At 60.6% G+C, this 25,771-nt stretch carries 26 protein-coding genes; 17 read left to right on the forward strand and 9 right to left on the reverse strand.

Annotated elements, in window-relative coordinates:
* Nucleotides 1-170 precede the first annotated feature (170 nt).
* The 5 genes from ACR0JC_RS00810 to ACR0JC_RS00830 all read left to right on the forward strand — a co-directional run bounded on the left by ACR0JC_RS00810 (nucleotide 171) and on the right by ACR0JC_RS00830 (nucleotide 6,238).
* On the forward strand, nucleotides 171-1,154 hold the full coding sequence (locus ACR0JC_RS00810) for a glycosyltransferase family 2 protein (RefSeq protein WP_170339697.1): 984 nt from the start codon (nucleotides 171-173) through the stop codon (nucleotides 1,152-1,154).
* Nucleotides 1,155-1,159: 5 nt separating this feature from the next.
* A complete protein-coding gene (locus tag ACR0JC_RS00815) occupies nucleotides 1,160-2,095 on the forward strand; it encodes a hypothetical protein (RefSeq protein ID WP_170339695.1) in 936 nt (311 codons plus the stop codon).
* The gene (locus tag ACR0JC_RS00820) at nucleotides 2,092-4,086 is read left to right on the forward strand and encodes a tetratricopeptide repeat protein (protein WP_170339693.1); all 1,995 of its coding nucleotides are present in this window, start codon (nucleotides 2,092-2,094) and stop codon (nucleotides 4,084-4,086) included. The genes ACR0JC_RS00815 and ACR0JC_RS00820 overlap by 4 nt, the downstream gene beginning before the upstream one ends.
* 164 nt (nucleotides 4,087-4,250) lie before the next feature.
* A complete protein-coding gene (locus tag ACR0JC_RS00825) occupies nucleotides 4,251-5,255 on the forward strand; it encodes a glycosyltransferase family 2 protein (RefSeq protein ID WP_170339691.1) in 1,005 nt (334 codons plus the stop codon).
* A complete protein-coding gene (locus tag ACR0JC_RS00830; RefSeq protein ID WP_170339688.1) occupies nucleotides 5,255-6,238 on the forward strand; it encodes a hypothetical protein in 984 nt (327 codons plus the stop codon). Before ACR0JC_RS00825 ends, ACR0JC_RS00830 begins: the two co-directional genes overlap by 1 nt.
* Nucleotides 6,239-6,256: 18 nt before the next feature.
* Here ACR0JC_RS00830 and ACR0JC_RS00835 read toward each other — a convergent pair whose 3' ends face one another.
* On the reverse strand, nucleotides 6,257-6,559 hold the full coding sequence (locus ACR0JC_RS00835; RefSeq protein WP_093961773.1) for a DUF6476 family protein: 303 nt from the start codon (nucleotides 6,557-6,559) through the stop codon (nucleotides 6,257-6,259).
* Here ACR0JC_RS00835 and ACR0JC_RS00840 point away from each other — a divergent pair.
* Nucleotides 6,558-7,601, forward strand: a complete 1,044-nt coding sequence (locus tag ACR0JC_RS00840) for an RluA family pseudouridine synthase (RefSeq protein ID WP_170339685.1) — start codon at nucleotides 6,558-6,560, stop codon at nucleotides 7,599-7,601. The genes ACR0JC_RS00835 and ACR0JC_RS00840 overlap by 2 nt on opposite strands.
* 124 nt (nucleotides 7,602-7,725) lie before the next feature.
* Entirely contained in the window at nucleotides 7,726-8,622 is an 897-nt protein-coding gene (gene rpoH / locus ACR0JC_RS00845) for an RNA polymerase sigma factor RpoH (RefSeq protein WP_170339682.1), read from the forward strand.
* 60 nt (nucleotides 8,623-8,682) lie between these two features.
* Here rpoH and ACR0JC_RS00850 read toward each other — a convergent pair whose 3' ends face one another.
* Complete coding sequence (locus ACR0JC_RS00850; RefSeq protein ID WP_170339680.1) at nucleotides 8,683-9,861, reverse strand: dipeptidase; 1,179 nt, start codon at nucleotides 9,859-9,861, stop codon at nucleotides 8,683-8,685.
* A gap of 147 nt (nucleotides 9,862-10,008) precedes the next feature.
* Here ACR0JC_RS00850 and ACR0JC_RS00855 point away from each other — a divergent pair, with 147 nt between their 5' ends.
* Genes ACR0JC_RS00855 through ACR0JC_RS00865 form a run of 3 tightly spaced genes read left to right on the forward strand, consistent with a single transcriptional unit; the run spans nucleotide 10,009 to nucleotide 12,194 of the window.
* Complete coding sequence (locus ACR0JC_RS00855; protein WP_170339677.1) at nucleotides 10,009-10,983, forward strand: Gfo/Idh/MocA family protein; 975 nt, start codon at nucleotides 10,009-10,011, stop codon at nucleotides 10,981-10,983.
* Nucleotides 10,984-11,040: 57 nt separating this feature from the next.
* Nucleotides 11,041-11,310 (forward strand): DksA/TraR family C4-type zinc finger protein, encoded by a 270-nt coding sequence (locus tag ACR0JC_RS00860; RefSeq protein WP_170339675.1) that lies wholly within the window; start codon nucleotides 11,041-11,043, stop codon nucleotides 11,308-11,310.
* The gene (locus ACR0JC_RS00865) at nucleotides 11,307-12,194 is read left to right on the forward strand and encodes a DMT family transporter (RefSeq protein WP_367646549.1); all 888 of its coding nucleotides are present in this window, start codon (nucleotides 11,307-11,309) and stop codon (nucleotides 12,192-12,194) included. The genes ACR0JC_RS00860 and ACR0JC_RS00865 overlap by 4 nt, the downstream gene beginning before the upstream one ends.
* A gap of 18 nt (nucleotides 12,195-12,212) precedes the next feature.
* On the opposite strand, the gene ACR0JC_RS00870 is transcribed toward ACR0JC_RS00865, so the two are convergent.
* From ACR0JC_RS00870 to ACR0JC_RS00885, 4 genes are all read right to left on the reverse strand, one after another.
* Nucleotides 12,213-12,449, reverse strand: a complete 237-nt coding sequence (locus ACR0JC_RS00870; protein WP_170339671.1) for a hypothetical protein — start codon at nucleotides 12,447-12,449, stop codon at nucleotides 12,213-12,215.
* Nucleotides 12,446-14,266, reverse strand: coding sequence for a M3 family oligoendopeptidase (locus ACR0JC_RS00875; protein WP_170339669.1), 1,821 nt, complete (start codon nucleotides 14,264-14,266; stop codon nucleotides 12,446-12,448). The genes ACR0JC_RS00870 and ACR0JC_RS00875 overlap by 4 nt, the downstream gene beginning before the upstream one ends.
* Before the next feature lie 70 nt (nucleotides 14,267-14,336).
* On the reverse strand, nucleotides 14,337-15,314 hold the full coding sequence (locus ACR0JC_RS00880; protein WP_170339667.1) for an alpha/beta hydrolase: 978 nt from the start codon (nucleotides 15,312-15,314) through the stop codon (nucleotides 14,337-14,339).
* Nucleotides 15,314-15,604 carry an SCP2 sterol-binding domain-containing protein gene (locus ACR0JC_RS00885; RefSeq protein WP_093961784.1) on the reverse strand — a complete coding sequence of 97 codons (291 nt, stop codon included), beginning with the start codon at nucleotides 15,602-15,604 and terminating at the stop codon, nucleotides 15,314-15,316. The genes ACR0JC_RS00880 and ACR0JC_RS00885 overlap by 1 nt, the downstream gene beginning before the upstream one ends.
* 29 nt (nucleotides 15,605-15,633) lie before the next feature.
* Here ACR0JC_RS00885 and ACR0JC_RS00890 point away from each other — a divergent pair, with 29 nt between their 5' ends.
* The 6 genes from ACR0JC_RS00890 to ACR0JC_RS00915 all read left to right on the forward strand — a co-directional run bounded on the left by ACR0JC_RS00890 (nucleotide 15,634) and on the right by ACR0JC_RS00915 (nucleotide 21,527).
* Nucleotides 15,634-16,242 carry a tetratricopeptide repeat protein gene (locus tag ACR0JC_RS00890; protein ID WP_170339665.1) on the forward strand — a complete coding sequence of 203 codons (609 nt, stop codon included), beginning with the start codon at nucleotides 15,634-15,636 and terminating at the stop codon, nucleotides 16,240-16,242.
* Between the two features lie 20 nt (nucleotides 16,243-16,262).
* The gene (locus tag ACR0JC_RS00895; protein ID WP_170339662.1) at nucleotides 16,263-19,064 is read left to right on the forward strand and encodes a helicase-related protein; all 2,802 of its coding nucleotides are present in this window, start codon (nucleotides 16,263-16,265) and stop codon (nucleotides 19,062-19,064) included.
* Between the two features lie 6 nt (nucleotides 19,065-19,070).
* Complete coding sequence (locus ACR0JC_RS00900; RefSeq protein WP_170339096.1) at nucleotides 19,071-19,442, forward strand: RNA-binding S4 domain-containing protein; 372 nt, start codon at nucleotides 19,071-19,073, stop codon at nucleotides 19,440-19,442.
* A gap of 66 nt (nucleotides 19,443-19,508) precedes the next feature.
* Entirely contained in the window at nucleotides 19,509-19,847 is a 339-nt protein-coding gene (gene fdxA, locus ACR0JC_RS00905) for a ferredoxin FdxA (RefSeq protein ID WP_170339660.1), read from the forward strand.
* Nucleotides 19,848-20,129: 282 nt separating this feature from the next.
* Complete coding sequence (locus ACR0JC_RS00910; protein WP_093961789.1) at nucleotides 20,130-20,639, forward strand: CarD family transcriptional regulator; 510 nt, start codon at nucleotides 20,130-20,132, stop codon at nucleotides 20,637-20,639.
* Between the two features lie 126 nt (nucleotides 20,640-20,765).
* Nucleotides 20,766-21,527, forward strand: coding sequence for an ion channel (locus ACR0JC_RS00915; RefSeq protein ID WP_170339658.1), 762 nt, complete (start codon nucleotides 20,766-20,768; stop codon nucleotides 21,525-21,527).
* On the opposite strand, the gene cobS is transcribed toward ACR0JC_RS00915, so the two are convergent.
* Nucleotides 21,524-22,288 (reverse strand): adenosylcobinamide-GDP ribazoletransferase, encoded by a 765-nt coding sequence (cobS, locus tag ACR0JC_RS00920; RefSeq protein WP_093962928.1) that lies wholly within the window; start codon nucleotides 22,286-22,288, stop codon nucleotides 21,524-21,526. The genes ACR0JC_RS00915 and cobS overlap by 4 nt on opposite strands.
* Before the next feature lie 79 nt (nucleotides 22,289-22,367).
* On the opposite strand from cobS, the gene cobT reads away from it, so the two are divergent.
* Complete coding sequence (gene cobT / locus ACR0JC_RS00925) at nucleotides 22,368-23,381, forward strand: nicotinate-nucleotide--dimethylbenzimidazole phosphoribosyltransferase (RefSeq protein ID WP_170339656.1); 1,014 nt, start codon at nucleotides 22,368-22,370, stop codon at nucleotides 23,379-23,381.
* Between the two features lie 27 nt (nucleotides 23,382-23,408).
* On the opposite strand, the gene ACR0JC_RS00930 is transcribed toward cobT, so the two are convergent.
* Together ACR0JC_RS00930 and ACR0JC_RS00935 are read right to left on the reverse strand one after the other, a co-directional pair.
* Nucleotides 23,409-25,286, reverse strand: a complete 1,878-nt coding sequence (locus tag ACR0JC_RS00930) for a monovalent cation:proton antiporter-2 (CPA2) family protein (protein WP_170339654.1) — start codon at nucleotides 25,284-25,286, stop codon at nucleotides 23,409-23,411.
* Nucleotides 25,287-25,305: 19 nt separating this feature from the next.
* A complete protein-coding gene (locus tag ACR0JC_RS00935) occupies nucleotides 25,306-25,761 on the reverse strand; it encodes an Lrp/AsnC family transcriptional regulator (RefSeq protein ID WP_093961793.1) in 456 nt (151 codons plus the stop codon).
* Nucleotides 25,762-25,771: the final 10 nt, after the last annotated feature.

The raw sequence follows: 25,771 nt of genomic DNA on the forward strand, positions 1-25,771 counted from the left end.
GACCTGTCGTCTGCTTCCGTGGTGCTTAGGGCGCTTGCGTCCGAAGGCCGGTTACACGTGTAGCGGTGCACCAGTGGGCCCAGACATTCCCCCGTACGGAATTCGACCCTCGCAGCATTGGTGCGGTTTGTGTAAGAAGAAGGTCAAAGGCAGTTCGGGAACAGGCGTAAATGTCTCAGACCATTACCGTATTCACGACGATGAAAAACGAAGGCCCCTACATGCTGGAGTGGGTCGCGTTTCATCGGACTTTGGGCGTCGATCATTTTGTGATCTTCACCAATGACTGTGAGGACGGTACCGATAGGATTGCACAACGGCTTGGGCAGATGGGTTTGGCATCCCACGTCCCGAATGCTGTGCCTGAGGGTGGAAACCCCCAGCACCAGATGCTCCGGCGGGCACGGCGACATCCCAAGGTCAAAGAAGCCGATTGGCTGATGTGCCTTGATGTCGATGAGTTTTGGAACATTCGATGCGGCGACAACAGCTTCGCGGCCTTGATTGATGCCGTTGAACAGAAGGCAGGACAATCGGTGGACGCCATTTCGTTCGCATGGCGGTTGTTTGGGACGTCGGGCAATATCAGTTTTGACGACACGCCCGTGACACGGTCATTTTGCATGGCCGATCAGGAGTTTCCCTATCATTCGGGTCGCGCATATGGTCTGAAAACGCTGTTTCGGAACAATGGCAAGTTCACTCGGTTCGGTCCGCATAGACCCAAGGGCATTGAAGAGGGCAAAGAGGCCGAGGTCGCATGGTCGGACGCGGGCGGAAATCTGTTTCCGGCCCAGAATGTCGGTTGGCGCGCCTGGCGGAATTTTGACCATTCCTTCGGACGGCTCCATCATTATTCCGTTCGATCTCTGGATGGCTTTCTTATCAAGCGGGACCGGGGGCGGACCAACCACGTAAAGGTGGATCAGGGTCAATCCTACTGGTCGGACATGAATGCAAACAAGGTTCAGGACACCTCGATCCAGCCGATCGCCCAGCGTGCAGCACCGTTGCTTGACGAACTCAAATCGGATCCCGAGCTGCGCGAATTGCACGAACGGGCCTGCGACTGGCACCGCGCCAAAATCGCCGAGATCAAGATGCGCCCCGATTGGGTGGAGTTCCGGTCTTGGCTGGTCGACAATCTGGTGTGACGGCCATGGCGGACGACCTGACCAAAGCGCAGCTGCAACCTGACCACCCGGATCGGAAGACCGGCTATGAACGCATTCTGACCGATCCGCCTCCGCCTTGGTTTGTCGAGATTTACCCCGGCGGGGACGGGACGGGGTTTCTGCAAAAGCTCGACCGTCACTCGGTTCTCTTCCACCAGCGTGACTCGGCGCGGCTGGTCATCAGTTTTGACAATATTGCAAATGCCAATGACCTGTCCTTTGCCCGCGAGCCGTGGGGCTGGAAGTTTTTCCGGGACGAGGGATGGTCCCATCTGGGCGTGATCGCCCGCACAAAGGCATGGTATCGCGACCCCGAAATCATCGGTTATTTCGAGGACAAGTCGCGCGAGGGGTTTTTTGACCAGTTCGATCAGGTCGTGTTTGCCGGAGCGTCCATGGGAGGGTTCGCCGCGTTGACGTTCTCAGCGCTGGTGCCGGGTGCGATCGTCATTGCTTTCAATCCTCAGACCACATTGGACGAGCGGCGGGTCCCTTGGGAAACTCGCTATCGGTTCGGTCGTGTCCAGGACTGGGATCTGCCGCTGAGTGACGCTGTCGAAACCGTTCAGGCCGCCGCTCGGGCCTATGTGTTTTACGACCCGTTCTTTGACTTGGACAGGCAACAGGTCACACGGCTGCAGGGCGGCAATGTCGTTCTTCTCAAAACCTGGTTCGCCAACCACTTTGCTGCACCCATGCTGCGGAAACTCAATCTTTTGAAGCCGGTGATGCAGCAGGCGATGCGTGGGACCTTGGAGCCGTCCGAGTACTACAAGATGATGCGTGCCCGCCGGAGACTGCCGATCTACATGCGCGGTATTGAAGCTGTGGGCGAAGAGCGTCACCCAAAGCTGGTAATGGCCGCCCGCCAGCGGTTCCGGGCCATGCGCCGGGCTATGGCGGCAGGAGACGCGTCATGACGCCCAAACGGGGCGTGTTCATCGGCCAGCGCAAAGACCGCATGGGTGCCCGACTGCTGATGATGCTGACCTGCATACGCCTGGCCGAGGATTTTGACGCGGATTATCGGGTCAACTGGTTTCCACCGGGGGCCGATGCCCCCGAACTGGACAACCCGGAAGAGCTGTTCGATCCCGAATGGATCAAGTCTCACTTTCTGGATCAGAAAACACACGATCGGCTGTCGAAAAATGCACTGCCGGTCTGGAGCTTTTTGGGCGACGCGACGCCCGATCGGCTGATGGCGCATCTGGCCGCTGGCCGCTCGGTCTTGGTCGAAGAGGGGTTCGAGGTTCTGGCCTTTCCTTGGGAGGATATTGAGGCGATCCGCCCGCGCTACCGCGAGTTCATTCACCGTATCGGGTTCACTCCGCAAATCCGGCACATCATGGAGCTTGCCGATGCCAGGCTCTCGGGGCAGGGCGTTTCTGCCTACCATATCCGGCGCGGTGACATCCTGAACGCGCTGCCCTGGAAGCACACCACCTGGCCGGCAAAGGTCGAGCCGGAAGAACTCTACGATATGCATCTTTCCAAGAGGCAGGACCGGCCCGCGATCATGTTCTCGGACCAGCCCGAGCTGATTGCGCGGTTTCAAAAGCGTTATCCGAACCTGATGCAGATGTCCGACATTGCGGACCTGTCGGGAATGACCCGAGCGCAGCGCGACTTTCTCGAGCTTTTTGCGATGTCCCGGGCCGAGCAGGTGATCGCTCCGTTCATCTCGGCCTTTTCCATGGCAGCCGCACGGATATCGGGTCAGCAAAGACTGGTATTCCGCGATGTCCTGACCGAGGCCGAACTGGACGAGGCGAACGAAACCGTCATCCGGCGCGTGGCGCAAGGCCCCGAGACGTTTCTGAACCCGTCCGAGGCCGCCCATGTCTATGCCAAGGCTGCGCAATATCTGTGCGCCCAGGATCGGTGCCAAGAGGCTTATGATCTGGGCCAGCCGATCCTCGATGCCGGGGCGGACAACGCTTTTCTGCCCCTGCTGCAGGCGCTGAACGCGTTCTATCTGGGCAAGTGGAAGGAAAGCGAGCAGCTGGCCCGGGACGGGTTGGAAAACCCGCATCTTTGGCCCGAAGATCACGCGGTTCTGACCGCATTGCGGGGGGCCATACTTGGCGCCACAAAGAAACGCTGGGCTGCCGGGCGTCACTTTGCAAAAGCGTTTTGGGCCAAGCCGTTGCGACCCGATGTTGTGGTTTTGGGTTCGCGCATGCTGTACCGCGATCAATTGCCCGTTCGACTGTTTCCGCCCGTGGATTGGGCCCTGCAGCGAAAGTTGCGCCAACGTCGGTTTCCGCCGTTCAACAAACTGTACCTTGTCCAGCACAAGGTGATCGTGAGGGCGCCCTGCAATTTCGACATGATTCTGCTTGATTGGTCCGATCTTTCACTGGACCAGCGCGCCAGGCGGCTGCAGGACAGCGGTCCGCGCCTGCAAGCTTTGTGGGCCGGGCTGACTTCGATCGACGACGTGCCGGAACAGGACCCCGCTGTGGAAAGCCTGTTATCGTTGCTGCAATGGCGCATGGGCGAGGTTGCCGTCGAGACGGCAATTGATGCCGCCCGGGACGTGGTTCTGCGGTGCCCTGACAACCCCTTGTACCACAAACGTCTTGCCGAGCTTTATTCGGATGCAGGGGACCGACGACAGGCGCGATTGACTATGGCCGAGGCGCTGGCTTGTGACCCTGACAGCGCGTTTCTGGTTTTCGCGATGGGGCAACTCTTGGCGCGCATCGGCTCCGAAGAGCAGGCCGAGGCGCAGATCCTGCACGCGGCCGAGCTGGACGACATCACCGCCGCCATTCAAGGGGCCGCGGGTCAGATTTGCCTGAAGCGTGGTGAAAAACAGCGGGCGCAGGTGTTTCTGCAACGGGCCAAGGCGTTGTGCCCAACCTACAAACGGTTTTCCAACCAGTTAAAAAGGGCAGAGGGGTAACATGCGGGCCTTTCACGATATCCAGCGCCATTCAGGGTCATCTGTGTGCAAACACGCCCAAGGTTTCGGCTTGGTCACCGCCTGCAATGGAATTACTCTTGTGGGCAAACACTGGTCTTGCGTGCCCGCGTCCGGCCTGCAAGGCACCAAAAACTGAGGCAAAAATGGTCGATCAGCCCCCTCGCTTTGTCAGCGTTACCCCGATGAAGAACGAAGGCCCGTTCGTTCTTGAATGGGTCGCGCACAATCAGGCTATTGGCATCGACCAGATGGTCGTGATGACGAATGACTGCACTGACGGGACGGATGCGCTGCTCGAGCGGCTCGACCAGCGCGGGGTTCTGATCCATGTGGACAACAATTCTCGCCGCGCAACAAGCCCCCAGAAACGCGCGTACAAACGCTTTTTGCAGATGGACATCGCGGGGCCTGAAGACTGGGTGATCGTGATTGACGCCGACGAGCAGATCAATGTAAAGACGGGTGACAACACGCTGAAATCATTGGTTGATGCCGTTCCGGATGCCAAGATGATTTCAATGACCTGGCGGTTGTTCGGCAATGCAGGAGTGGTTCAATACGAAGACAGGTTCTTGTCCGACCAATTCCGCCGTGCTGCCCCCGAGCGCAAACCCAGACCGGCGCAGGCATGGGGATTGAAGACGATGTTCCAGCGGCACTTGTGGGATGTGATCGGTGTTCACCGCCCCAAACGTCCGACGGTCGACCGCATGGAAGACTGCCGTTGGTACAATGGTTCGGGCCAGCCAATGCCCGAGCGGTATTTTACAAGCAGTTGGCGGTCGGCGCGGGACTCGGTCGGATATGACCTTGTGCAGCTCAACCACTACGCTCTGAAGTCCTGCGAGAGCTACTTGGTCAAGAAAGTGCGGGGACGGGCTCATCACACGGGCGACAGCCTGGGCTTGGAGTACTGGAACATCATGAACCAGAATGCGGTGGTCGAGACTTCGATCGATGCGATTGCCGCGCGGAAGCGGGACTGTTTCGACGACCTGATGTCGGACCCCGAAACGGCCCGGCTGCACCGTCAGTCCTGCGAACTGCACCGCAAACAGATATCGGAACTGCTTGGCACGTCCGAGATGCAGGAGTTGATGCATCAAATGACCGCGCAGGCCGATACCGTCACAAAAGGTGCAACCTGATGCTGTGGTTGCATTTGGGGATGCCGAAGACAGGGACGACGGCATTGCAGTCCTATCTGCGCAACAATGCGTCGGCCTTGTCAGATTCCGGGCTCAGATACATGGAGGCCGGACGTCGCAGACCGGAAGGGGACGATCGCCCCAAGGTCAGCCATAATCTGTTGGCGTTCCACATGAACCAGTCCGCAGAACCGATGGACAAGTACCGTGAGGCCGTTGCGCACGAGTACGAGGCACATGGCAGCAAGGCCTGCCTGATGTCGTCGGAAATGTTCTATTCGGCCGATCTGGAACGGCTTGCGCAGCTCTTCACCGAAATACCCGCTCGCGAAATGCGTGTGGTATTCTATTGCCGCCGCTACTCCGATTTCTTTGAGGCGGATTACAAGCAGCGGGCCAAAAATGGCCGTTTGCCAGCCGACGGTTCAGCCTTGATTCGGGACCGGCTGGCGAAGATCAAAGCCGAGCCTCACTCGGTTTCTTTTTCTGGCGCGGTTTCCCGAATCCGCAACGCGTTCCCGGGTGTCACGGTTGTGCCGGCACTCTATGACCGCGACGAAATGTTGAATGGCAATATCGTCGATGACTTCCTGAACAAACTGGGCGTGTCGCGACCGGGAGGGGAGGTTGCCAGTGAGCCTGCCAATCCAACACTTTCCCGCGCTGCAAGTGAAGCCTTTGGCGTCGTCACGCGAGCCATCGGGCGCAAGCGCAGCCGCCAACTGCGTCGCCAAGTACCCAAAGAACCCATCATGTTCCGGCACCATGACGTTCTGGAACCCGAGGAACGGGCATGGCTTGATACCTATTTGACCGAGGCCGACGAAGGGTTTCGGGCTGAGTTCTTTCCCGACCGGGACACTCTGTTCAAACCGGTCTGGCTGAGCCCGGACGAAGTCAGGTTTCGTCGTGATGCGCCGGACGAGATCGTTGCGTTCAAGCAGGCTGCAGAAATCGTGTTCAGAATGGCCTTGGGTGAATAGGCTGGCGGCGCCAAAGGCTCAATCAAGCGAGATCTGCTGTCGTTGCTTCCCGGTGGTCTTGTCGAAGATCAGGATGCGGTTGTCATCGGTCACCACGGCGAACCAGTTGTTTCCGATGGTCACGGCTTGGGCCTTTGCACCGTCTGGCAGTTCGATCTGATCGGGCAGGGTGGGGGTTCTGTCCGATAGACGGATGACAATCAAGGCGAATGTCACTAGAACCCCGCCAATCATCACCGCGGTCAGCAGCATGACCATGCGGCGCAGAAGGCGCAACTGAGGCGTTTCCTGCGGTTCTTGGGGATCTGAAGGGACAGTCATGGGCACCCGGCAAATAGACTTCGTTATCGCGGACGCTCCGCCGCCCCGCCTTGATAAGGCGCTTTCGCGGGATGTGCCAGCAGGTGAAAGCCTGTCGCGTACCCGGCTCGCCCGGCTGATCGAAGAGGGCGCGGTTCTGGTCGACGGCAAGGTCGTGCTCGACGCCAAAGCCAAAGTGCCAGAAGGCGCCGTTGTGTCCATAACCGTCTCCGAAGCGGACGAGAGTCACATCGGGGCCGAGGACATTCCGCTGGACATCGTGCATGAAGACGCTGACCTGATCGTGATCAACAAGCCTGCGGGCATGGTCGTCCACCCGGCACCGGGATCGCCCAACGGCACTTTGGTGAACGCCCTGCTGCACCATTGTGGCGAGGAATTGTCGGGGGTAGGCGGGGTCAAGCGGCCGGGCATCGTGCACCGGATCGACAAGGATACCAGCGGATTGCTGGTGGTTGCCAAATCGGACGCCGCCCACCAAGGGCTGGCGGCCCAGTTCGAGGCGCACAGCGTCGAGCGCTACTATCGCGCGGTCTGCTATGGCGTTCCGGATGCCAATGATCCGCGGCTGCGCGGCATCAAAGGCGTGAGTTTTGAGCCCGGCAACGTGATGCGCATCACAACGCAACTGGCCCGGCACAAGCACGATCGGCAGAAACAGGCGGTGCTTTTCCATGGCGGGCGCCATGCCGTGACGCGTGCGCGCGTCGTTGACGTGTTCGGACAACCCGGTGCGGTATCATTGATCGAGTGCTGGCTGGAAACCGGACGCACCCACCAGATTCGGGTGCACATGGCACATGCGGGCCACGGCTTGGTGGGCGACCCGGTCTATGGCGGCAAGCGTAAACTGTCGGCCCGGTCGTTTGATGCAGACGCTGCGGAGGCGGTGCGTGCGTTCCCGCGCCAAGCACTGCACGCGGCTGTATTGGGCTTTGTTCATCCCGTTTCCGGCGAGAAAATGCGTTTTGAGGCAGCGTTGCCGCAAGATATCGAGGCACTCATCTCGGTTCTGAAACAACCTGCAAAGTCTCGTGACTAAGACTTTCTTAGCTTTCCTTTATCGTTCCTTAATCCCAGACTGTTAACACCTGCTCTTGAATGGTCCTGAACGTGGCCCCATATCCATGTTAAGGGTGTAAACATTTGTCCAAGGGACGTGATACATGGCAAATTACAAAAATCTCCCCGTGCCTACGCCAGAAGGTGGGCTGAACCGGTATCTGCAGGAAATCCGCAAATTCCCCCTGCTGGAGCCGGAAGAGGAGTACATGCTGGCCAAACGTTGGGTCGAAGAGCAGGACACCGAAGCGGCGCACAAGATGGTGACATCGCATCTGCGACTGGCCGCCAAGATCGCCATGGGCTATCGCGGCTATGGTTTGCCGCAGGCCGAGGTGATTTCCGAGGCCAATGTGGGCTTGATGCAAGCCGTCAAGCGGTTCGATCCGGAAAAAGGCTTCCGTCTGGCGACCTATGCGATGTGGTGGATCCGCGCCTCGATCCAGGAATACATCCTGCGATCCTGGTCGCTTGTGAAACTGGGCACCACCTCGGCGCAGAAAAAGCTGTTCTTCAACCTGCGCAAGGCGAAAGCACGGATTGGCGCGTTGGAGGAGGGCGACCTGCACCCGGACAATGTCAAGCGGATCGCCAATGACTTGGGCGTGACCGAAGAAGAGGTCATCAGCATGAACCGCCGCATGTCGGGTGGGGACGCGTCGCTGAACGCCACGGTCGGGTCCGAGGGCGAAGGCACCATGCAGTGGCAGGACTGGCTGGAAGACGAAGATGCCGACCAGGCCGGCGATTATGAAGCCCGCGAAGAGCTTGAGGTGCGCCGCGAGTTGCTGACCGAGGCGCTGGACGTCCTGAACGACCGCGAAAAGGACATCCTGACCCAGCGCCGGTTGATGGATCAGCCTGTGACGCTCGAGGAACTGAGTACGCAGTACAATGTCAGCCGCGAACGCATCCGTCAGATCGAAGTGCGCGCCTTTGAAAAGCTGCAGAAAAAGATGCGTGAGTTGGCGCGTGAAAAGGGCATGCTGGCCACCGCCTGATCACGGAAATCCGATGAACAAGCGGCCCGGGAAAACCCGGGCCGTTTTTTTCGTCATGTCCTACTGCAGCTGTTGGCGGAATACCCGTACCATGTTTTCGCCCATGACCTTGCGGATCTGCGCTTCGGTCAGGCCTTCGTCCAACAAGGCCGAGGTCAGCGCCGCCAGTTCCGACGTGTCAAATGCGGTCTCGACCGAGCCGTCATAGTCGGACCCCAGTGCGACATGGTCTTCCCCGACCGTCTCAATGGCTGCCTTGATCATTTTGGCAATTCCCGCCGGGGCGATGTCGCCGCAAGTGACGTCGGCCCAATATCCCATCCCGATGACACCGCCGGTCGCGGCGATTTCCTTCATCAGGTCATCGGGATAGTTGCGCTTGACCGGGCAGAACCCGTGCAGTCCGCCGTGGCTGACGATCAGCGGTTCGTCCGTCATGGCCAGCACGTCTCGCGCCACTTGCGGGCTCGAATGGGCCAGGTCGATCACCACAGGGCGCTTGGCCAGTTCGGCCACCACCTGCCGTCCGAATTCGGTCAGGCCCGTGTTCCCGGTGCCGTGCAGCGAGCCGCCCAGTTCGTTGTCAAAGAAATGCTGCAATCCGAACACCCTGTGTCCCGCATCGAATATCGGGTCGAGATTGGCCAGATCGCCCTCCAGCGGATGGGCTCCTTCGATCCCCAGAATGCCGCCCACGACCTTTTCGCCGCGCGCGCGGGCCTCGAGCACCGCGTCCAGATCCGCGCGGGTCTTGATGACCTTGAGATGTCCGCTTGAGGCGGCCTCGAACTGGTGCAGTTTCTCGGCCTGATAAATCGCGCGTTCTTTCAAGCTGTCCCAGGTGCGCAGCGGCCACAGCTGACCGATGGCCAGCAGGGTGATGTTGTCGAATGCCTCGGCCGAGTTTGCCTCGTAATTCTGCCCGGCCGGTGATTTGGTCACGGCGGTGAACACCTGCAGGGCCACGTTGCCTTCGATCAGCCGGGGAATATCCACCTGGCCGCGGGTTCCGCGTTCGGTCAGGTCGCGGCTCCACAACAACGGATCGGCGTGCAGGTCGCCCACAATCAGGGTTTCGTGCAGAGCCGCGGCAGTGTCGGACACCGGATATGGGTCGTGGTCGATCACGTTGTTGCGTGCGTTTTCGACATATGGCGGCACTACCACGAAAAATATCACGGCCCCGATGACGACCACAGCCGCCGTGAGGCCTGCCAGCCATTTCAGAAATCTTCTCACGTTAGTCCCTCCCGTTTGTCATGCGCAGATTACGGGTGTCCCGCGCACAGAAAAGCCTGACTTGGCGTCGCTTGGCTGATACAGAAGGCGCAACAGATGTTGGCGCAAACATTTCAGCGCGGAACATGGTCAAATACGGAGGAAACCATGCACAAGCCGGTTCAATGGGGCATTCTGGGGGCGGCGAAATTTGCACGCCAATTCATGGGTCCGGCGATCCATGCGGCCTCGGGCGCGCGGCTGGCGGCGCTTGCGACCTCGGACCCGGCCAAGGCCGAGCCGTTTCAGGCGTTCTGCCCGGACCTGAAGGTCTTTGACGACTATGACGCGCTGCTGGCCTCGTCCGAAATCGAGGCGGTCTATATCCCTCTGCCGAACCACCTGCATGTGGAATGGAGTCTGAAAGCGCTGGACGTTGGCAAGCACGTTCTGTGTGAAAAGCCGATGACCATGCGCGCGGAGGAGTTCGAGGCTCTGATCCACAAGCGCGACCAGACCGGGCTGCTGGCGGCCGAGGCCTATATGATTGTGCACCACCCTCAGTGGCAGCACGTGCGCGACCTGATCGCCGACGGCACCATCGGTGATCTGGTGCATGTCACGGGCGCATTCAGTTTCGACAACAGAGCCGACACCGGCAATATCCGCAACCGCGCCGAAACCGGCGGGGGCGGGCTGCGCGACATCGGCGTCTATGTCATCGGGTCGGCCCGTTTTGCGACGGGGCAGGAACCGGACGCCGTGCAATCGGCCATCCGCTGGGAGGATGGCATCGACGCGTTCACGGAAATACGTGCGCAATTTCCCGGCTTTACCTATTCAGCTTACGTCTCGATCCGCATGCATCCGTATCAGGAAATGGTCTTTCACGGCGAACGCGGCCTGATCCGCCTGACCGCGCCGTTCAACGCGCGAGTGTTTGGCGAGGCACGGGTCGAGCTGCATCGCCCAGGTTTGGAAGTTCTTGTGACGCGCTTCCCAGCCGACGATCACTATAAGCTGCAGGTCGAGGCGTTTTGCCGGTCCGTACGCGCGGGCGACGAATACCCGTGTCCGCTCGAATTCTCACGCGGGACGCAGGCGATGATCGACCGGGTGTTCGACGGCGCAACACTGCTCTGACTTGCGTGATCAGCCACCCCGCGCCTAAACTGGAGAGCACCTGAACAGGAGGGAGCCATGGCCGGAGGCTGGGCGCGTGACGGCGCTGTAAGTGAACAGATCGAGGCTTCGATTTCAGACGAGCTGGCACGGATGCAGGCGAAAAAGCGCCCGGCCGGTGAAAGCCTGACCCATTGTGCAGAGTGCGAAGAACCGATCCCCGAGAAGCGCCGACTGGCGATCCCCGGGGTCAAGCTGTGCCTGGATTGCCAGCAAGAGCGTGATGGTGCTTTCAAGGCCCGCGGCGGTATCAATCGGCGCGGCTCCAAGGACAGCCAGCTCAAGTGAAGGGGCCCGGCAAAGACGGCGGCTCCCTTTTTCAGAATGGCCTGTTTCTTGGGTTCATGGCCGCATTTCTTTGGGGCACGCACAGTGTCATCGTGCGCTACCTGACCGGAGATCTGGGTGGCATGCAAATTGCCACAACCAGGCTGTTCATAGCTGCTTTGGCTATCTATGGCATGTTGCGTGCGATGAATGCGCCGGTTTCCGTTCAGTTCCGGGATTGGAACTTCCGTCTTGCGGTTTTGGCGACGGTCATCAACTACATTCTGTTCCATATCGGGCTTGAACACACCGGTGCAGGCAGCGCGATGGTGTTGGAAAATACCGCGCCGTTCTTTGTTCTGGTTTTCTTGTATTTCTTCGCCGACACCCCTGTTGGAAGGACCGATGTTCTGGCGACCCTTCTGGCCATCTTCGGGGTTTTTCTTACGGTTTTCCGCGATTTCGAAGGCGGCGGGGACCCGGTTCTGGGGGATATGATGGAAATTGGGGCCGGGGTCAGCTGGGCGGTGTTCCTGATCGCCAGCAGCCGGGCCATGCGCGCGTCGAAATCGACGGCCGAGCGTCTGAATTTCCTGTTTGGTGTGTTCCTGTGCTCGGCCGTAATTCTGCTTCCGCTTTCCGTTTTTGCGCTGCGGATGCCATCCGGCAGCGATTTGGTGTTTTTGGTTTTGCTGGGCGTTTTCCCGACTGCGCTGGCCTATTACCTTTGGTACGAGGCCGCCGCGCGAGTGTCGACGTTGACCGCGACCCTTTTGTTCGCCACCTCGGTGGTGTTCACCTTCGTCAATTCGGCAATTTTTTTGGGGGCACCGATCACCCCAATGGCTGCAATTGGGGCGGGATTGATCGTATTCGCGGTGTTCCTTACGACCAGAAAAAACTAGGCGACAGCCGGAACAGAGTTACCGGCGGCGCCACCAGCGCCGCAGCAGGTTGACGTCCATGGCGGCAACCATGATGCCCAAGGGAATCATCCAAAACCCCAGAACAGGAAGGAAACCGAAGACGCCTGCGACGATCAACAAAAGTCCCACGACAAAACGCAGCCCCCGCGGGACATTGCGGCGGATCCGGGCGCGGACAGGGCGCAGGCGGTCCTTGATGGCCCGCCAACGCCCCTTGTCGGTTGGGTCTGTCACCCCTCCAGGGCCTCCAGTTCGTCGATCATGCCCGAGATCATCGACAGACCCTTATCCCAGAATTTCGGGTCGCTGGCATCCAGCCCGAACGGGGCCAGCAGCTCTTTGTGGTGCTTGGAGCCGCCCGCGCGGAGCATCTCGAAGTACTTTTCCTCGAACCCGTCCGCGCCGCTTTCATAGACCGAGTACAGCGCGTTCACCAACCCATCGCCGAATGCATAGGCGTAGACGTAGAAGGGCGAGTGAACAAAGTGCGGGATATAGGCCCAGAAGGTCTCGTACCCGTCCATGAATTCAAACGCCGGGCCAAGGCTTTCGGCCTGAACGCTCATCCACAGGGCGTTGATGTCGTCCGGCGTCAGTTCGCCCTCGCGGCGGGCGGCGTGCAGCTTGCATTCAAAGTCGTAGAAGGCGATCTGACGGACCACCGTGTTGATCATGTCCTCGACCTTGCCGGCCAGCAGAACCTTGCGCTGCTCGGGCGTTTCGGCCTGATCCAGCATCTTGCGGAAGGTCAGCATCTCGCCGAAGACGCTGGCGGTCTCGGCCAGCGTCAGGGGCGTCGATGACAGCATCTCACCCTGACCGGCGGCCAGCACCTGATGCACGCCGTGACCCAACTCGTGCGCAAGCGTCATCACGTCGCGCGGTTTGCCCAGGTAGTTCAGCATCACGTAGGGGTGCACATCGGTCACGGTGGGGTGCGCAAAGGCGCCCGGGGCCTTGCCCGGTTTCACCGCCGCGTCGATCCAGCCTTTCGAGAAGAACGGCGCCGCAATCTCGGCCATGCGGGGATCGAAGGCGGCATAGGCCTCCATCACCGTCTTCTCGGCGTCTTCCCACGACACGGTGCGGGTGTCTTCCATCGGCAGCGGCGCGTTGCGGTCCCAGACCTGCATCACATCCAGACCCAACCATTTGCGCTTGAGCTCGTAGTACCGGTGGCTGAGCTTGGGGTAGGCGGCCACGACCGCCTCGCGTAGGGCTTCGACCACCTCGGGTTCGACATCGTTCGCCAGGTGCCGCGCGGTCTGCGGGGTCGGCATCTTGCGCCAGCGATCGATGATTTCTTTTTCCTTGGCCTGCGTGTTGTGGACGCGGGCAAAGGTTTTGACGTTGTCTTGGAACACGCGGGCCAGTTCGCGGGCCGCGGCCTCGCGTTTGGACCGGTCCTGTTCGGTCAGCAGGTTCAGGGTGCCTTCGATGTTCAGCTCGTCGCCGTTTACGGTAAAGGTCAGCCCGGCGATGGTTTCGTCGAACAGCCGTTCCCACGCGTCGCCGACCACCCCCAGATCATGCAGGAATTTCTCCAGTTCGTCCGACAGTTGATAGGGCTTCATCGCGCGGATGCGGCGGAAGACGGGCTCGTACCGGGCCAGGTCCGCGTTGGCCTTGAAATGGGTGGCCAGCACGTCATCGTCGATGCGGTTGATCTCGAGCGTGAAGAACACCAGCGGCGTGGTGAACAGCGTGACCTTTTCCTGCATGTCCGACAGGAACTTGGCGCGCTCGGCATCCGTGGTCAGCTGGTAATATCGCAGTCCGGCAAAAGACATGATGCGCCCGGCGATGGCGTTGATCTTTTCGTTGCGCTGGACACAGTTCAGCAGACCCTGAGCGTCAAGATCGGCCAGCTTGCCTTCGTAATCGGCGGCAAAAGCCGCGCATTCCTGCTCCAACCACTCAAGGTCGCGGGTCAGTTCCGGCGCGTCCTGCCCCTTGTACAGATCGTCCAGGTTCCATTCCGGCAGGTTGCCAAGGTTGTCGGCGCCGCCACCGGCATTTGCGTCTCGGACGGGGAAGGGAAGCTCGTGCATGGAACACCTCTATTGTCTGCGTCGGATCACATCTAGGCGCAGGGCGCGCGGATCACAAGCAGCCGAGGTGTCAGCGCGTCATCGCAAGTTCGGGTGTCTGACCGTTGGCGGCGGCCGAGAAATGCGCGGCCATCTCCTCGAATACGGGGCCGCGGACCTCGGGCGGTTCCATCATCACCTCGTGTTCGCCGTCAGGGATCTCGACCAACCGGCCGCTGGGCCAATTCGCCATCCGCGCCCGGATCGCCTTGCGGTCCACGATCTGCTCGTGGCTGCCAAGATAGGTCAGACAGGGAATGTCGGGGGCGGTCTGCGCCATCAGCCAGGCGCACTCGTCAAGCGCCTCGCGCAGCCAGATGGTGGACGGCGCGCCCAAGGCCAGTTCAGGATGCGCTTTCAACTGATCCTGCATCATCCGGTACATCCCAAGATCGCGGGTCAGCGCGTTGCCCTCGAAAGGTTGGATCAGAACATAGCTTTCCAGTGACGTGGTCGGGGGCGTCTTTTCGCCCAGCCCGATCCGCGGCCCCCAATAGGCGGTCAGACGGCTGAGCGGTTTCATGAGTGGGGTGAAGAAAATGCCCCACATCGGGCCGGTGAAGGCACAAGAGGCAAACAGGCCGGTTTCCAGAACCGCGCGCATCCCGATTGCGCCGCCCATCGAATGGCCGATCACGTGCCAAGGTTTCGGCAGGCCAAGCTGCTCGGCCAGTTTCAGCGTTTCGCGCACGTCCTGCTGATAATCGGTAAACTTGTCCACATGGCCAACGCGCGGATCTTCCAGCAACCTGTCGGCCAGACCCTGTCCGCGCCAATCCACGGCCAGTACAGCAAAGCCGCGTTGTACGAACTCACCCGCTGCATTGCCATATTTTTCAATATATTCCGTGCGGCCGGGAAAGATCATCACCGTCCCGGTCGCCTCACCCTCGGGGCGCCAGTGGCCCACGCGAATGCGTGTGCCGTCGCTTGTGGTCAACCAATGCGCGGCGCCGCCGGCGGGACCGCCGGCCACATCTTCAAAGAAACGGGCCGGCGACAAATCCATTAGGCCAGCACCGAGGCAAGCTTCATGGCAACACCCATGTCGCCGTCGACGCTCAGCTTGCCGGCCATGAACGCACCCGTGGGGTTCAGCTCACCGCTGAGGATCTGCTCGAACGTTTCCGCGTCGGCGCTCAGGGTGACTTCGGCGTCCTCGTCGCTGACCCGCGCGCCATTTTCATCTAACACGATCGAGCCGAGGTCGGCGATGGCGAATTTCGCCGACGAATCGAAATCGCCGCCCGACAGTTTTTCGTTCAGCGCGGCTGCCGCTTTTTCAAGAGTGTCGCTCATGGTCTTCCTCATTTGTTAGTGCGCCGTGAATGGACATCCGCGGTCGCAACGCTACACTGAAAATTGTTATGAGCATTGCAATCAACAATCTCAAAGGTACCGTTGCGGCATTTGCCCTCCTAGTCATGTATTCCACCACTGGGATTGCGCAACAGGCCGATTTGCGGGACGAAGCCGAGCTTCTGCGACAGCTTGCCGAAGCGTCGCCCGAGCAGGCAGCCGGTCTGGATCGGCAACTGCAGTCGCTGTGGTCGCAATCCGGGTCTGCGTCGGCTGATCTGCTGCTTGAACGCGGACGCGAAGCACTGGACGAGGGCAATGTCGAAGCGGCGTTGGACCATCTGACGGCACTGACAGACCATGCACCCGATTTCGCAGAAGGTTGGCATGTGCGCGCCTCCGTGTTTTTTGGGCTGGAGCGGTTCGGCATGGCGGCCGCCGATCTTGAGCACGCGCTTGCGTTGAACCCGAACAATTACGAAGCCATCTACGGGCTTGGCCTGATCTTTGAGGTGCTGGGTCAGCCCGAACAGGCCTATGACGCCTATTCCCGCGCGCTGGCTATACATCCCCATCACGAAGAAGTAACCAATGCCGTGAATCGGCTGAAACCGCAGATTGCGGGCAAGGCGCTTTAAGGTCCGGGCAGGGGGCAAAGGTGAACGGGGAATCCCGAATCGTGGCCGTACTTGGCCCGACCAACACAGGCAAAACCCACTATGCCATCGAGCGCATGCTGGGGCACCGGACCGGTGTCATCGGCCTGCCGCTGCGGCTGCTTGCGCGTGAGGTCTATGATAAGATCGTCGCCATCCGCGGCCCCTCGGTGGTGGCCCTGGTGACCGGCGAGGAACGCATCGTTCCGCCGCGCACGCAATATTGGGTCTGTACGGTTGAGGCGATGCCCGAGGGGATGGGCACCGATTTCGTAGCCATCGACGAAATCCAGCTGTGCGCCGATCCCGAGCGCGGTCATGTGTTTACCGACCGGCTGCTGCGGATGCGTGGGACGCACGAGACACTTTTTCTGGGTGCCGACACGATGCGCGGCCCGATCGCGGCGCTGGTGCCGCAGGCGCAGTTCGCCCGGCGCGAGCGGATGTCGCAACTGGTCTACACCGGGTCCAAGAAGATCAGCCGCATGCCCCCGCGCAGTGCCATCGTCGGGTTCTCGGTCGAGAACGTCTATGCCATTGCCGAACTTCTACGGCGGCAAAAGGGTGGGGCGGCCGTGGTCATGGGCGCTCTCAGTCCGCGCACGCGGAATGCGCAGGTCGAACTGTACCAGAATGGCGAGGTCGACTATCTGGTCGCGACCGATGCCATCGGAATGGGGCTGAACCTCGATGTGAACCACGTCGCGTTTTCGTCCCTGTCCAAATTCGATGGCCGGCGCATGCGGCCGCTGGCCCCGAACGAACTGGCCCAGATCGCCGGGCGCGCCGGGCGCGGCATGTCGGATGGCACCTTCGGCGTGACGGGCGAGGCGTCGCCGCTGGACGAAGGCGTGGCGCAGGCCATCATGGACAGCCGGTTCACGCCGATGAAAAAGCTGAACTGGCGGAATGCCGCCTTGCGGTTCGGCTCGGTCGATGCGCTGATCGACTCGCTCGAGGCCAGCCCGGACAACGAGCATTTGGTCAAAGCCCGGCCCGCAGACGACCTGAACGCGCTCAAGTCGCTGGCCCAGGTGCCCGAGGTTGCGGCCCGTGCCAGCGATGGTCCGTCGATCCGCCTGTTGTGGGATGTTTGCCGAATCCCCGATTTTCGGGGCATCAGCCACGCGGAACATGCCAGCCTGCTCGAATCGATCTTCGGACATCTGCACGAACGCGGCACGATTCCCGAGGATTTTCTGGCGCGCCAGATCCGCCGGATCGACAGAACCGACGGCGATATTGATGCACTGTCCAAAAGGTTGGCATATATTCGCACGTGGACATATGTTGCGCAACGAAACGGCTGGGTGCGCGACGAATCCCATTGGCGCGCGGAAACCCGCGCTGTAGAAGACAGGGTGTCAGACGCTTTGCATGAACGTCTGACGCAAAGATTTGTGGACCGGCGTACATCTGTTCTGTTGCGCCGGCTCAAACAGAAGGAGGCCCTTTTGGCCGAAGTGAATGACAAGGGTGAAGTGACCGTCGAAGGCGAATTCGTCGGTCGTTTGGAAGGGTTCCGGTTCATCCCGGACAAAAGCGCGCAGGGAACCGAGGCGAAAGCGCTCAAATCGGCCTCACTGCAAGCACTCGCGCCGCAATTCCATCTGCGTGCCGATCGCTTCTACAATGCGCCCGATACCGAAATTGATTTTACCGATCAGGGTGGCCTGATGTGGGGCGAATATGCCGTGGGCAAGCTGGTTGCCGGGGCCGAACCGCTCAAACCGATGGTCGAAGTGTTCGTGGACGAGGCCGCAGGGCCGGAGGTTGAGCAGAAGGTGCAGCGCCGCCTGCAACACTTCATCGACCGCAAGATCGCGGCGCTGTTCGAACCCCTGCTGAACCTGTCGCGCGACGAAGAATTGACCGGGTTGGCCAAGGGATTTGCCTTCCGTATGGTCGAGGCATTGGGCATCCTGCCGCGCGCCGGAGTCGCACAAGAGGTCAAGGACCTGGACCAGGACGCCCGTGGCGCGCTGCGCAAGCACGGCATCCGGTTCGGCCAGTTCACCATCTTCATGCCGCTGCTGCTGAAACCTGCCCCGACGCGCCTGCGTCTGGTGTTGTGGGCCCTGGCAAATGGACTTCAGGAGTTTCCCGAAGCGCCGCCGCCGGGCTTGGTGACGGTGCCCGTCGCCAAGGGCGCGCCCGAGGGCTATGACACCATGTGCGGCTACCGCAATGCGGGCGAGCGTTCGATCCGTATCGACATGTTGGAGCGTCTGGCCGACATGCTGCGCGCCGAAGACAGCCGCGGCGGTTTCGAAGCCAAGGCGGACATGTTGTCGATCACCGGTATGACGCTGGAACAGTTCGCCGACCTGATGCAGGGGCTGGGCTACAAGGCCGAGCGCGGTGAACGGACCAAGATCAAGCCGGCTCAGATGGCCGAGCAACCACCGGCGGCAACTGCCGAAGCTCCGGCCGAGACCACCGAAGCAGAGGCGCAGTCGGATGTGGCCGTCGCCACCGAGGCGCCAGCCGAGGCTACTGACAGCGCCGAGGCTGAGGCCGAGGCCACGGCCGCAGACCCGGCATCGGACGAACCCGAAGTCGAGGTGTTCTACACCTTTACCTGGGGCCGTCAGGCCAACCGGGGGCCACGTGGTGACCAACGGCAGGGTCGGGGCAAACCGGGCGGGAAGCCTCGGGATGGTCGCGGCAAGCCGCAGGGCAAGAAGGGTGGCAAGCCGCAAGGGGCCAAGACCTTCTCGTCCCGGCCGCCCAAAAAGGAAAAGGCGATTGATCCCGACAACCCGTTTGCCGCTGCGCTGATGGGTCTGAAGGACGGCAACTGATCGCTGATGGCCGACGCACCGGCCAAGCTGCGGATCGACAAGTGGCTGTGGCATGCGCGGTTTTTCAAGACCCGCAGCCTGGCCGCCAAACAGGTCAGCGGCGGGCATGTGCGCATCAACGGCGACCGGGCCCAGAAGCCGGCGCAAACCGTCGGGCCCGGTGATGTTCTGACTTTCGCTCAGGGGCGGGTTATTCGCGTGGTTCAGGTCGAAATCCTGGGCGCGCGACGCGGCCCGGCGACCGAGGCGCGGACGCTGTACACGGATTTGACTGAAGAGAAGGATAATCCGCCACAAAATCCGGGTTTCGAAGGAAAAGGTCGTCCGACCAAGAAGGATCGGCGCGCGCTTGATCTTTCTCGCACCCCCAAGGGCTGATCTTCTCTTGAAGATGGGGGCAGACTGAATTAGCTAGTCGCCCAAACCTCTGACGGGAATTGGACCATGACCTACGTTGTCACCGAGAACTGTATCGCCTGCAAATACACCGACTGCGTCGAGGTATGCCCGGTGGATTGCTTCTATGAAGGTGAAAATACCCTGGTCATCCATCCGGATGAATGCATCGATTGCGGCGTGTGCGAGCCGGAATGCCCGGCGGACGCCATTCGCCCGGATACCGAACCGGGGATGGAGCAGTGGGTCGAATTCAACCGCAAATATGCCGAACAATGGCCGGTTATCGTAACCAAGAAAGACCCGCTTCCGGGCGCCGAGGAGCGCGACGGTGAAGAGGGCAAGATGGAGAAATACTTCTCCGAAACCCCGGGCGAAGGCGGCTGAGCGATTCGGGTCGCAAAACCCGAAAGACCGCCGTAAGTTTTGGCCCTAATGCGCTGAAAACCGTCACAGATTCCGATCCGAAGGCCCCGTCCGCTTTCAGGTGTCGTAATTTTGTGATATACTCTTAAGGCAAATGATGATCGAGATGGGGACGACTCCGTAAGTATGCTCACTTTGGAGTTCTGAGTTTTTGACATGTAATCAGCCTGACAGGGGTCGCGGGTGACCCCGGTTAGGTTTTTTGTCGCTTTTTTCCCGCTCTGCAACCAAGGAAACACGTGCATGACAAAGTCGAAGAAGCTTGAGTTCCGTCCGAACGACTATGTTGTCTACCCTGCACATGGGGTCGGGCAAATCATATCGATTGAAGAACAGGAAGTCGCTGGATACTCGCTCGAGCTGTTCGTCATCTCATTCGAGAAAGACAAGATGACCCTGCGGGTGCCGACCAACAAGATCACTGAATCCGGCCTGCGTTCGCTGAGCTCGCCCGATGTGATCAGCCAGGCGATGAAGACGCTGAAGGGCAAAGCCAAGGTAAAGCGTGCCATGTGGTCGCGCCGGGCGCAGGAATACGAACAGAAGATCAACTCGGGTGACCTGATCTCGATCGCCGAGGTGGTGCGTGACCTGCACCGCACGGACGACCAGCGCGAGCAGAGCTATTCCGAACGTCAGCTCTATGAAGCCGCGCTTGAGCGTCTGACGCGCGAAGTTGCGGCCGTGTCCGGTTCGGACGAAATCGCAGCGGCCAAGCAAGTGGACGAAGTCCTGACCTCGCGCGCGGCCTGATCGGGCTTTGAAGCAACACCAAAGGGCCGCTCTGGTTTCAGAGCGGCCTTTTTCATGCCCGATCGCTTGGTTCGCGCCGCCTTTCCCGCTAATTTCTCAGTCATTGGAACCGTGTACGGGTCAGTCATGAAGCAGACGGTCAAGGCACTCTATATCGGCAGAGGGGCGGTTTCGGTCTGGTTCCGGTACTGTCTGATCCTGTTCGACCTTGCCTCGATCGTGTTTTTCGTGGCGACGGCGAACATTCCGCACGGCCCCGGATTGATTGCAGTCAGCTGGGCGGTGGGGCTGATCATACTCCTGGATTTCTCGGCTCGGATGTGGATCGCGAAAGACCGCAAGAAGCTGCTGTTCAAAATCTACACGCTTGCGGATCTGGTCGTGATCGCCTCGCTGATCCTTGACCCGTTCCTGACCGGCAGCCTTGCGTTCCTGCGGATTCTGCGCGCGCTGCGACTGATCCATTCCTATCACCTGTTGCATGATCTGCGTCGCGACAGTGAGTTTTTCCGAACCCACGAGGATGCGGTCATCGCGGCCGTGAACCTGTTGGTGTTCATTTTCGCAACATCCACCGCCGTACTGGTTTTCTATATCCCCCAGGATAGCCAGACCCCGTATATCGATGCGCTGTATTTCACGATGGCGACACTGACCACGACGGGGTTCGGCGACATCACACTGAACTCTCCGGGCGGCAAGCTGTTTTCCGTCTTCATAATGGTGGTTGGTGTGGCGCTGTTCGTGCGGCTGGCTCAGGCCATTTTCATGCCGCAAAAAGTACGCCACAAATGTCCCAATTGCGGCCTGTTTCGGCACGACCCGGATGCCGTGCACTGCAAGCACTGCGGTGAGACACTGCGGATCAAAACCGGCGGTGTCGGCTAGAGCAGGGCCGCAACGGCCAGCAGGAAAGCAACCTCCGACAGCTGTTGAGAAGCCCCCAGGATATCACCGGTCTGACCGCCAATCTTGGCTTTGGCTATGATTGCCAGACCCACGGTTGCAGTTACCGCACAGGCGACGGGCAGAAGGGCGGTCCAGCCCAGAAGAGCCAGAGAGAAAACGAAAGCCAGCCCAAAACCGGCTGCAACCGACAAAGGCGGAGGAGCGCCGACGCTATGGCTCAGCCCGCTGCCGCGGGCGTTCGGTAGGCCCGCCATCAATGGTGGCATTAGGGCACGGGAAAACACAGTCGCCGCCAGTATTCCGGCCGGACTTCCTGCCGCCAGTAATGATGCGACCGCTGAGATCCTGAGCAGTTGAATGACCAACAAGGCCAATACCCCATAGGTGCCGATATGGCTGTCCTTCATGATCTCGAGTCTGCGTTCGGGTGTATATCCGCCCCAAAGCCCATCCGCGGTGTCGGCCAGCCCGTCTTCGTGCATGGCGCCGGTCGCTGCGATCAGAACGGCGACAGCAAGGACAGCGCTGACTGTCCCTGAAAGGCCCACGGCCATCGCAGACCAGCCTACGATGCAGCCCAAGCCGCCAACGACCAGTCCGGCCGCAGGATAGGCCCAAGCGGCTTTGGACTGCCGCTCAAAGAGCCATTTGGGCAGCACGGGCAAAGGCAGCCGCGTCAACAGAACCAGAACCAGCGGCACGTCCCATGGCGAAAAGGTTCGAGTGTCGTTTTTGTGCACTTGCGCGCCTTTCGAGGGGTTGTTGCTTTGCCTGCTTCGGTTAAACACGCAGGACCACTCCGATGCAACGAGGCTTTGAATGCTGCCTGAACTCAATGATCTGAATACCTTCCGCGACGCCTTGCGCAATGTCCCGGGCCCGGATGAGGCTGCAAAGCAAGGGGCTGCCGACCGCAACGGACAGCTGACCAAGCCGCCGGGTGCGTTGGGCCGGCTCGAAGATCTGGCGATCTGGTATGCCGGTTGGCGCGGGGATGCCCGACCGCAGATTGAGGCACCTCAGGTGATTGTATTTGCCGGCAATCACGGCGTGACGGCGCAGGGTGTTTCGGCCTTTCCGCCCGAAGTTACGGTTCAGATGGTCATGAACTTCGAGCACGGAGGCGCGGCCATCAACCAACTGGCCAAGGCGGCCGGGGCCAAGATGACGGTACACGCGCTGGACCTGGATCGGCCGACGGCCGATTTCACAAAGGCCCCGGCAATGTCCGAGGCCGAGCTTCTGGCCGCTCTGCAGACCGGCTGGAGTGCCGTTGATCCCACCGCAGACCTTCTGGTCGTGGGCGAAATGGGCATTGGCAACACCACCCCTGCAGCGGCCATCGCCTGCGCGTTGTTTGGCGGAGAAGCCGCTGATTGGACCGGGCGTGGAACCGGTGTGGACGATGCGGGCCTTGCCAACAAGACGCGCGTCGTTGCCGAAGGTGTTGCGCTGCACGGAGCATCTGACGACGGGCTTGAGATCCTGCGGTGTTTGGGAGGGCGCGAGATCGCGGCCATGGCAGGGGCCATTGCAGCCGCTCGAATTCTGCGCATCCCGGTCATTCTGGATGGGTTCATCTGTACCGCTGCTGCTGCTTGTCTCGATCGTCTGGCGCCGGGAGCGCTGGACCATGCCGTTGCCGGCCATCAGAGTGCGGAAGGTGCGCACGCGGCCATGCTGACCAAGCTGGACAAAGCGCCCTTGCTGAGCCTCGGGCTGCGGCTGGGCGAAGGGTCTGGGGCTGCGCTGGCCATCAACATCCTGAAAAGCGCCGTCGCTTGCCATTCGGGTATGGCCACTTTTGCCGAAGCCGGTGTGTCGGACGGTTGAGCTCGGCTGACCCGGGAGATCCCCGGGTCAGGCTGACTTCTTTTCGTTCTTTTCGGCCAGTTCCAGCAGCGCAGTCTCCAGGTCCTTCTCCAACTCGCGCGCGCGTTCGATGTACTTTTTATTCTCGGCCGTCGGCATGCCGGGAACCCAGAGTTCGGCCAATTCGCGAATTGCCTGCCGATCATGGTGGTAGAAGGTCTGCTGCGCTTGCGCGGCCTCGTATTCGCTCAGACCAATGTTCTCCAGCACGTAGCGCCCGGCCCGCAGAGAGCTGTCGAACAGCTCACGCACGATGTCATCAGCGCCGGCCTGATACAGCTCGTACACATGGGTCCGGTCATGTGCGCGGGCGACGATGTGAAGGTCGGGGCGCTGCCGGCGGGCGTAGCCGACCAATCGGGTCACTTCCTTGCGGTTATCCATAGCGGCCACCAAAACGGAAGCCTTCTCAAGACCTGCGGCCCGCAGCAACTCGGGGCGCGTCGGATCACCCAGGAAGCCTTTGACGCCGAACCGACGCATCAGCTGGATCGTTTCGATATTGTGGTCCAGCACCACCGTCTTGAACCCGCTGGCGCGCACCAGCCGGTTGACGATCTGTCCGAACCGCCCAATTCCCGCAATGATGACGGGACCTTTTTCGTCTATTTCCTCGGGTTCAACCTCGGGTGAGTTGTCGCGGATGTGACGCGAAAGGTAGTCATAGATGATGAACAGAAGCGGTGTGATCAGCATGGTCAGGGCAATGATCATCAACAGCTTCTGCGACAGGGCCGGGGGAATGACATTCTGCTTGGTCGAAAAGGCCAGCAGCACAAAGCCGAACTCACCCGCCTGAGCCAAACCCAGCGTGAACAGCCAATGGTCGCGGCCGCGCAACTTGAATGCACGACCCACGGCATACAGGATCAGGCCCTTGACCAGGATTACCAGCAGGGCCAGTCCGATCAGGTCGAACGGGTCGTTGAAAAAGTACCCGACGTCGATCCCGGCCCCGACCGTGATGAAGAACAGGCCCAGCAGCAATCCCTTGAACGGCTCAAGGTCGCTTTCCATCTCGTGCCGGAACTCGGAACTGGCCAGGACGACGCCAGCGAGGAAGGCGCCCAACGCCGGGGACAGGCCCACCAAGGTCATCAGGAACGAGATCCCGACCACGATCATCAGGGCCAACGCCGTGTACATCTCGCGCAGGCGGGTGGTGTGGATGAACCGGAACAAGGGACGGGTCAGGTAGACGCCGACCACGATCACGAACGCGATCGCACCCAATGTCACCAGCGTCACCGCCCATCCGGGCAGGCCATCGACCAATGACAACGTATGGTGCGCGTCGCCGTGCCCGTCGCCGCCGCGCGTGATTGATCCGTCATCCTCGATGAAGATGCTGGCCGGCATGGCCAGCAGCGGCAGAAACGCCAAGATCGGAATCACGGCGATATCCTGAGTCAGAAGGACCGAGAACGTGGATCGCCCGCCGTTTGTGCGCATCAAGCCCTTTTCCGACAGCGTCTGCAGCACGATGGCGGTTGATGACAGGGACAGTGTCAGCCCCACGGCCAAGGCAACTGACCACGGTTGACCCGTGTAGAAAGTAACTGCTGCAATCACGACCGTAGAGACCGAGATCTGCAGTCCACCAAGCCCCAACAACCGGTGCCGCATATCCCAAAGTGCGCGGGGTTCCAGCTCGAGACCGATCAGGAACAGCATCATGACGACGCCAAATTCCGCGACATGCTGCAAGTCCTTGGTTTCCGCGCCCACGAGCCCAAGGATCGGACCGATGGCGATGCCGGCGGCGAGATATCCGAGGACAGACCCCAGCCCAAGTCGCGCCGACAGGGGGACGGCGATCACGGCGGCTGCCAGATAGATCGATGCCTGGTACAGGAACTCGTTCATCTTCTTCCTTTCCTTGCCGTCAGGTCGGCAGCGGAGCGTCGCGTTTCAGCTGGTCCATCACGATCTGGCTTTGCACCCGTGCCACCGCAGGATGGGGCAGTATCACCTCGTGAAGCAAGGTGTTGAGCGCGGAAAGATCCTCGCAATAGACATGGAGCAGATAGTCTGCCTCGCCAGTCATCGTCCAGGCGCTGGTGATTTCCGGGCGGGTTTCCACCATGCGCGCAAAACTGGATGATTGTTCGGGGCCGTGGGTGCCGAGGTGAACTTGAACGAAGCCTTGGACCTGCAGGCCAAGTTTGCGCGGGTCAAGCCGCGCCGCGTAGCCGGTGATATAGCCCTCGGCCTCCAGCCGCTGACGGCGGCGCCCGGCCTGACTGGGGGACAGGTTCAGCATTTCGCCCAACTGATGCGCGGTCAGGTGCGCGTCTTTTTGCAGCGCGGCCAGAAGGCGAGTATCGGTTGCGTCCAGCATGTGCGGAGAT

The organism is Ruegeria sp. CH5 (assembly GCF_056537025.1).